At 66.2% G+C, this 7,866-nt stretch carries 5 protein-coding genes; 1 reads left to right on the top strand and 4 read right to left on the bottom strand.

The annotated features are described in order from the left end of the window. Positions 1-1,462, bottom strand: a 1,462-nt coding sequence (locus ON23_RS28990; RefSeq protein WP_051043519.1) for a pentapeptide repeat-containing protein, incomplete at its 3' end; no start/stop codon positions are given. Between the two features lie 662 nt (positions 1,463-2,124). Between ON23_RS28990 and ON23_RS38160 the strand changes: the two genes are divergently transcribed. Further along, positions 2,125-2,283: a hypothetical protein gene (locus tag ON23_RS38160; protein WP_157170312.1), complete on the top strand. Its 159-nt coding sequence runs from the start codon at positions 2,125-2,127 to the stop codon at positions 2,281-2,283. An 84-nt stretch (positions 2,284-2,367) separates the two neighbouring features. On the opposite strand, the gene ON23_RS39670 is transcribed toward ON23_RS38160, so the two are convergent. The 3 genes from ON23_RS39670 to ON23_RS36215 form a co-directional block, all read right to left on the bottom strand. Then, on the bottom strand, positions 2,368-3,264 hold the full coding sequence (locus ON23_RS39670) for an RRQRL motif-containing zinc-binding protein (protein ID WP_305080416.1): 897 nt from the start codon (positions 3,262-3,264) through the stop codon (positions 2,368-2,370). A gap of 100 nt (positions 3,265-3,364) precedes the next feature. Continuing rightward, positions 3,365-3,760 (bottom strand): hypothetical protein, encoded by a 396-nt coding sequence (locus tag ON23_RS28985; protein ID WP_039782192.1) that lies wholly within the window; start codon positions 3,758-3,760, stop codon positions 3,365-3,367. A gap of 687 nt (positions 3,761-4,447) precedes the next feature. Continuing rightward, on the bottom strand, positions 4,448-7,866 hold a 3,419-nt coding region (locus ON23_RS36215), incomplete at its 5' end, for an AAA family ATPase (RefSeq protein ID WP_145987467.1).

Below are 7,866 nucleotides of genomic sequence, written 5' to 3'. Positions count from 1 at the left end.
ACCGCGAATCGGGCAACGACGTCGCCACGACCGGCGGCCAATCTTGAGGTTCGACATTGGGGGGTTTCAGAGTGATGTCAGCAGACCAGTCGAAGACTGGTTCCGGTGGCCCCCATAGTTCGGGGCCAGCGAACGAGACCGGCTTTGCGCCGAAGTCCACTTTCTCGAATGTGCAGGTGCCGGAGAAGGTCGCGCCGTCGAACGAGGTCGTGCTCGAGAACGTTGCGCCGTCGAACATTGTGGTGCCGGAGAAGGTCGCGTCGTCGAACCGGGCGGTGCTGGAGATGATCGAGTGGAAGAACGAGGTAGTGCCCGAGATGACCGCGCGGTCGAACGAGAAGGTGCCGGAGATCGTCGCGCCGTCGAACGAGGCCTCGCGCGAGATGACCGCTCGGCTGAACGAGAGGGGGCCCGAGATGGTCGCATGGGCAATGGAGAAGACGCCGGAGATCGTCGCGTCCTCGAACGAGGTTGTGCCGGTGATGCTGGCGCGGTCGAAGTAGGTGAGGCCCGAGAAGGTCGCCTCGTCGAAGGAGAGAGGGCCCGAGATGATCGTGTCGTTGAACCAGGCGGTGCCGGAAAAGGTCGCGCCGCCAAACCGGGTGGTGCCGGAGAAGGTCGCGTTGTCGAACCAGGCGGTGCCGGAAAAGGTCGCGTTGTGGAACCGGGTGGTGCCCGCGAAGGTCGCGGCGATGAACCCGGTGGTGCCGGAGAAGGTTGCGCGGTCGAACGCTGTGTGGCCGGAGAAGGTCGCGTTGTCGAACCAGGTGGTGCCGGAGAAGGTCGTGTGACGGAAGTCGGCGTCTTCGAGGTAGGCAGTGCGGAAGTCGAAATCGTTTGTCGACCAGCTGTATTCGGATTCCGGGCGTAGGTGGGCGACGATGACCCGGACGATGGTGGCGCGTACTTCACGGTCGTTGCTGCGGTACTCGTGATGCTCCTCGACTTTTCCCGGGTCATCGAGGTCCTCGACGCGTGGGTTGGGCAGGGTGACCACCCGTTTCGTTCGGCCGCTACTGCCGTGTGCAGCGTCGTAGGGCAAGCGGAGATATCCGCACAGCACGTCGATGCACTGCTGGCGGCGCAGCCCGTCGGATTCATCGGCGACGCCGGCCATCGCGTACACCCCCGCGATCCGCACCGCGACATCGGTCGCCCCGAGCTGCGCGGCCGCGGCGCCGAACCGCTCCACGAACCGGCCCTGCTCAATATCCCGCTGACGGCGGTAGGCGATCACCAGCGCCACCACCCCACCGACCCCGCCGACCACGGTCAACGCCAGCTTCGTGACATCCACCGAGGTACCGCCGCGCTGTGGATGAAACGCGGCGAACAGGATCCACTCCGCCACCACCGCGATTAACACTCCGGTGAGCACCGCCAGAGCGACCGCGGTCGACAACCGCATCCGGCCCGCCGACCGCGTCACCGCCCTGGACACACTGCTGATCTGTGCGCCCATCCGGCGCATCCTCCCCATCACCGCTCGATTCTTACCGAAAGAAGGCCCCCACATCGAGATTCGCGTACCAGCCGCTGACTCCACCCACATGCCGGAGACCAGTAGTGCGCCCCGGTGTCCCCTTTCGACTGGCGTGCAGCAGCCGATCATCGGCGACCATCCGCCCGACAACGAGAGCTCCTCTCCGGTGGCAATTTTCCGAACCCTCTTTTCAACGACCTGCCCTGCGCGCTTGTGATTTACGTCATATTTCTTGCTCGACTTAGGTCGGGGCACCGCACATACATCCCACATTGAGCCCACATTGAGCCCACACGGACGCTCTGAATAACGACGTCACCCCACACGCACCCCACATTCAGGCCAAACGCACGTACTGCGCCACCCGGTGTCGGAAGTGTGTCGTATATGTGTTGTCCTCCTACCAGTAGGATTCATCTCGTTCGGCTGGAGCCCGAATCCGCAACCGTGGGCGCGTCTTTCATGGAAGACCGCAACACCTGAAGGTCGTGATTGCGGCTGGCTGGTTGTCCCTCTCCGGAAGGGGCTTTCCAGCTCGTCGCAATCCGCCGGCGGGTTTCCCGATTGCGGAAGAAGGTGGTTGTTCCGTGAGTGACGGAGCACCTGTTCGCTCGAACAAGCCCCGGCCTAGCCGGGGTGCCATGAGCTGGTTGGTGGGGTGCTGCAAAGCGCTCAACACGGTGATCAACGCCGCGAATCTGGTTGTGCGGTTCCTGCCGAATACGGCTGGAACGAGCACCGCCAGTCCGGTGACCAAACTGATCGCCGGACTGGCGGATTGGTTCTCGCACCTGATCTAGCGGGCCGGACAAGCTCACGATCAGTGCTTATCGGAAGGGTCCGGACTTGCTGCGCCAACAGCAGGTTCCGGGCCTTCTCCATCTTCAGGACATCCTGAAGATGGAGAACCGAGCATGTCTTGATGCTCTACTCCCTCGAACTAAACAATACATACGTCGGTGTGTATTGCAATCGCCGCACGCACGATGCGTCGTGTCGGCAAGTTCCGGAAAACTGCTGGTCCAGGCAACTTCGTTGTTTTCCGCGCGATTACTACCGGGACCCCGCACCGCCGAGACCCCCCGCTTATCGGAGGTCAGAGCCCCGACAGTGTCAGGGGGGTTCGGCATTCTGTTGCGGCACAAGCGTTGTCCGAACAAGCAGGGGAGCTGGACATGGTGGGACGTGGAAACTCGATGGCTGGGCCGTTCGTGGTCGACGACATCAAGACAGAGCGACTGGGGCCAGTCGGCCTGGATGAGGTGGCCGCGAAACTGTGGCCGCACGATTGCCAGACGTGCGGGAATCCTCTCGCCGGCGCCCGGCCCACGGCTCTCGATTGCTGATCCGCCCGATGGGACGACAACCCTCAACCCAGCAGCGACCGGGCAGCGGCCACGGTCAATTTCGTCGCTCGACCTGTGTTGGTTCCCACCGTCGTCGAACGCAGCGGGGCCGAGGTGTGGCGGCCGTTCCTCTTGGTCAATCCCGGGCTGGAGCAGGTGATCCTGGCCGTGAAAGACGACGGCCTTGGCGACCGCGGCCAGTTGCGCCGGGCTGGCGGTGCGTTTGGGCACGGTCAGGCGGACGTCGTAGAGGTAGGCGAGAAGTCGGCGGCCGCGCCGCCGGGTTTCGGTCTGCGCGACCGGGGCGTGGCCTCCTGGGGCCAGGCCCGCCGCCCGGAACTGGCGGCGGGTCTTCAAATGGGCGGGTGCGGCCTTCCACGGATAGATCTGCGGTTCGTGATCGGCTGTCTCGGAAGCGGTTTCGAGCGGTGTCATCAGTTCCCTCCTTGGATCTGGAACTGCTGGTCAGCGCTCGTGACCGGTGTCGCGGTCAGTGCCTCGGTGGTGGGTTTGCTGAATCCCGGCGCCGGGGTGTTCAGGCGCATCTTCTGTTCCGGGCAATCGGATTCGCCGGCGCGCTCGGCGGTTTGGCGCGGCCCTTTTCCGCAGTCCTGCACTGGCGGATCTCGTCGTCGGTCAGTCCGGCCTGGCGCCAGTTGTGCTCCAGCAGCGCGAGGCGTTCGGGGCTGTCGTAGGCGGGCGGGCCCGGGTTGCGGTCGAGGGCGACCTTTTCGCGGCGTCCGGCCCACCGGTCCTGGATCCAGTGGGCCTGCTGGCCTGTGGAGGCGCAGTTGTCGCGGGCCTCGTCCAGGTGGCTGCGGACCTGGTTGCGCATCGGCTCGGGCACGCCGTGCGCGGCCAGCCCGGCCAGCAGCCGATCCTCGACTCCGGTGTTCTCGAAGTCGCGGAGGTTGGTTCGGCCGGCGGCCACCTGCGTGTGCTCAGCGACACGCGGGTGATGTCCTCGCGCATGTGGCGGGCCACACCTTTGGGGACGGCACCACTGCGAAGGATCTCTTCGAGCTTGTGCCGCTCGTAATGAGCGGCCTCACGGGCGATCTCGTCGCTGCGTTCCCGGTCGATTACCGCAGCGGAGCGGTCGTCGGCCAGCAGTAGGTCCGGTACCGCCGTCTTGCCCGCCTCGATATCGATGATCACGGCGCGCAGCTGGTCTTTTTCGAGATCGTATCGCCGCCGCCCTGGCGGCCAGATTCGACACCAAACCGCGGTTCTATTGCACGGAAGTGCGTTTCCATCTACCGCTGGGGGCGTCGTTGTCTGTCAACCTTGGCGGCCTGGCGTCTGGCCCCGACTCGTCTGCGGGCGACTTCGAATGGGATGTCGTGGTAGCCACTGGGACTTGGACGTCCGACGCGCAACTGGCGCGGCGTGTGTTCGAGGGCTTGGCGGAGTCGACTTCGTGGGCGCTGGCACTCCACTCCCTCGATCACATATCAGCGGTGCGGCCTACCACCCGGCAAGGGCGGCGCTGATGGCTAAACGTCTCGCCCGGTCGCAGAGGCGAGCTCGGTCGTGTCAGGTCGGGCCATACGGCGTCCATCCGGCGCGTGTGTGCGGCCCCGGATACCCGACCGACGCACCGGCGCAGACAACGCGCCTAGAGCCCGGGGCCGTCGGTTCCGGCGACTGCGTTGGTGTCAAGTGCGGGGTGTTCGGCCGCGGACCAGCTTACGGTTCCGTGTTCGCGGTTGGCGCGTTGTGCTTGTTCTTTGGTGGCCTGTTCTGGAGTGAGGCGGGCGCGGCGTGTGAGTTCGATCTGTAGGTCCGTTAGTTCTTCTTCCAGCCAGTCGGTATCAACCGGATTGACGGTGTTGCTGGTGCAGTGCGCTGGGCCGTAGACGGTGGCTTCGTCGTCGGCGAGTTGGATGCGCAGTTCGAGGGTGCCGATTGCCTGTGTGAGTTCGGTGTCGGTGAGCATCTGGGTCGGGTTCGCCAGACCGAACCCACTGTCGCTGCCGTGATTGTGCGGTGGATTGTTCTCGTTGGCTGGGGTTTCGGCTGTCAGGAGGGTGTTTGCGAAGGCTTCGATGGTGGCGCGGTCGGCGGGGTTTCGGGTGTGGCGCCAGTCTTTTCGCAGGAGGGCCAGTGCCGCAGTGGGCGGGTGTTGGTCGGTGATGAATGTGCAGCGAGCGGCGGCGTGGTCGGCGGGCTCATGGTCGGGGATGCCGGGTTGGTTGTCGTCGCGGCAGGTGCTGCAGAGTCCGTCGTCGCAGTGGCGGGGTTGGGTGTCGGTGAGTGGGCGTTCGAGTCCGCATGCCAGGCAGGGGAGTTCGTGGTGGTCGGGGACGGCGTAGCGGTCGTAGTCGACCGTGTGGCCGTTGCCGGCTAAGAAGCTGGTGGTGTCCGCGTTTTCCGGCGGCTCGTTGCTGGGGTGGTGGCGGGTGGTGCCGGTGCCTTCGGGGACGGGTAGGTGGGCGGGGTCGGCGTCGAGGTCAGCGAAGGAATGGGTGTAGGTGTCGAATGCGTCGCGGCCGCGGTCGGGCCGGGGTGGACGCCGACGGGTGGGGTCGATGTATTCGCGGTGATCGCGTGCTGCGGTGCGGGGATCGTGGCCGGGCTGGGTGTGGTCGAGTGGCTGGTGCAGGTGTGGGTCGGTGGCAGGGATTGCGGCGAGAATGAACGCCCGGTGTTCGGGGTAGCGGTCGGCGGCCCATCGGAGGCGCGCCGTCGCTGTCGGGTAGGCGCGGTTGGACAGGGTGGTGATGACGCGTTGGAGGATGTCGCGTTGGGTGGTGTTGAGGTGGGCGGTGAGGCGGGTGAAGGTGGTTCGCGCTTCGTCGATTCTGCCGGCGGACACAAGGTAGCCGATTGCGTAAACGATGTCGGCGGGTGAGGGACCTACGCCGTCGCCGGGAGCTGAGCCGGCGTCACGGGGCTGAGGTGTTAGTGGTGTCATGGTTGTCGCGGTTTCGTTTGCGGTGTGGGTGTTTCCGGGTTCGTGGGTCGGGCGGGTGAGTATTTCGATGCGCCAGGCCAATGCGGTGGCGAGTTGATCGGGGAGGGGAAGGGTTGTGGCGTCGTCGGCTGCGGCGAGTAGAAGTTCGTGAGCGGTGGAGAGTAAGTCGTGGGGTGCCCAGTCGGCGGGTGCGGTGTCGATGGCGGCGACCAAGCGCGGCCAGGCCGGGTCGTTGATGATGTGTTCGGCGAGGTCGTCGTGGCCGACGATGTCGTGCACGTGCGGGGTCCAGTCCGGGCGCAGGGGCTGGCTCGTGTGTGTGGTGAGCGCGGAGGAGTCGAGGCGCAGCCGTGACCAGAGGGCCGCGGCGGCCATGTCGACGGGCAGTGGACGCTGCGTGGCGGCGGCGGTGAGTAGGGTGTCGATGTCGAGTCCGGCCGCGGCCGCGGTGTCGATGTGCGCGGCGAGGACGGGCCACCAGGGGTCGTTGATGATGCGGGTGTCGAGGCGTTTGGCCAGCGGCTCCCATTTGTGTGTGGCGGTGTGCAGGTCGCCGAGCGCATCGGTCACCCGGGTGTTCAGTCTGGTTTGGTAATCGTGTTCGCGGGTGGGGAAGCGGGCGGGTCCGGTGGGGCGCAGGTCGGTGTCGGGGACGTGGTTGGCGGTGCGCCAGACCGCGAGCTCGGCGATCAGTTCCTGGTTGCCGAGTAGGGGCCGTGCCCAGACTGGTGCGTTTGCCGCGGTCCAGGGGCGGGCGTCGGCGGTGATCTGGGTGGCCAGGTCGGTGACGATGCGGTGGCGTGCGTGGAGCTGGTTGGCGATCGTGGTGTCGGTGATCTGGTGGGGCAGGCCGTGGAGCCACGGCAGTGGTCCGGTTCCGGTGGAGTGGGCGCCGCTGGTGTCGAGGCGCCAATCCAGCACGGCGGCTGGGTCTTTGGCGGTGTCGAGTTCGCGGTCACCGATGGCTGTGCGCAGTGCGGTGACGGGATCGTGGCCGGCGAGGGCGAGGGTGGCCAGGTGCTGGCGCAGCACCGGGTAGGCGGGTGCGTCGGTGAGTCCGGGCAACAGGATTTCGGCGTGCTGGTCGAGCCGGGTCAGGGCGTCGTTGCCGAGGGTGTGTTCGGTGGCGACGCCGATGGCATCGAGGTAGATGTCGGCGGCGCGCCCGAGCCTGCGGTGCGGGTCGAGGGCGTCGCGCAGTGCGGTGCGGGCGCTGGCGTGGGTTGCCTCGCGCGCGAGGATGTGTTGCAGGACTTCGACTGCGGTGCGGGGGAGGATGGCGGGTTCGGTCCAGAAGGAGAGTTCGCTGCCGTCGATGGTGGTGGGGACGTAGAGGTGGTTGGCGTGGATGCCGCGGGTGATCGCGACGTAGAGCTGGTTGCGGGATTCGCTGCCGGTGAGCACGGTGTGGCAGGTGTCGGCGGTGGTGCCCTGCGCGGAATCGATCGTCATCGCGTACCCGAGACGCACGTGCAGGCCCACGTATTCGGGCGGAAGGACGGTGGTGTTGCCGGGCTGTCCGCCGGGGCGCAGGTGGGTGACGGTGAGGCTGCCGTCGGGGTGGACGGTGTCGATATGCCACCGGTAGCCGTTGCGAACCCAATCGTGGTCCCCGACCGGTAGGCGGCGATTGTTGCGGCGGGTGCAGACGATGTCACCCACAGACGCGGACAACCCGTCTCCCAAAAAAGTTGTTGCTGACGTGGATTCGGTGATGCGGGCGAGGCGGTCTGCGCGGGCACGCTCGTTGAGGTCGGTGACGATGTCATGGGTCGGGGCGAGCATGATCGCGTCGCGTCCGGCGTGCTGGTCGGCGAACCAGGCCGCATAGGCTTTGTCGACGACGGTGGCGGCGCTGCCGGAATGGATGCGCTGATGGTCGAGGTAGAAACCAAGACCTGATGGATCGCCGTCGCGTAGTGCGAGGCCGGCGGTGGCTTCGGCGGTGTCGGCGAAGCGCACCACATGCGTGAGAGTGATCGCGTCGGGGGTATGGGCCGTGTCGATTCCGGCGCCGCCGGCGTCGATGGCAGGCAGTTGTCTGTCGTCGCCCACACAGCGCACGGTGGCAGCGCGGACGGTGAGGAATTCGAACAGCTGCAGCCGTTTTCGATCCGAGA

It is taken from the genome of Nocardia cerradoensis NBRC 101014 (assembly GCF_000308535.1).
In the GTDB taxonomy this organism is placed as follows: Bacteria; Actinomycetota; Actinomycetes; order Mycobacteriales; family Mycobacteriaceae; genus Nocardia; species Nocardia cerradoensis.
The sequence above is the reverse complement of the archived record's forward strand: the minus strand, read 5'-3'. Positions and strand labels throughout refer to the sequence as shown.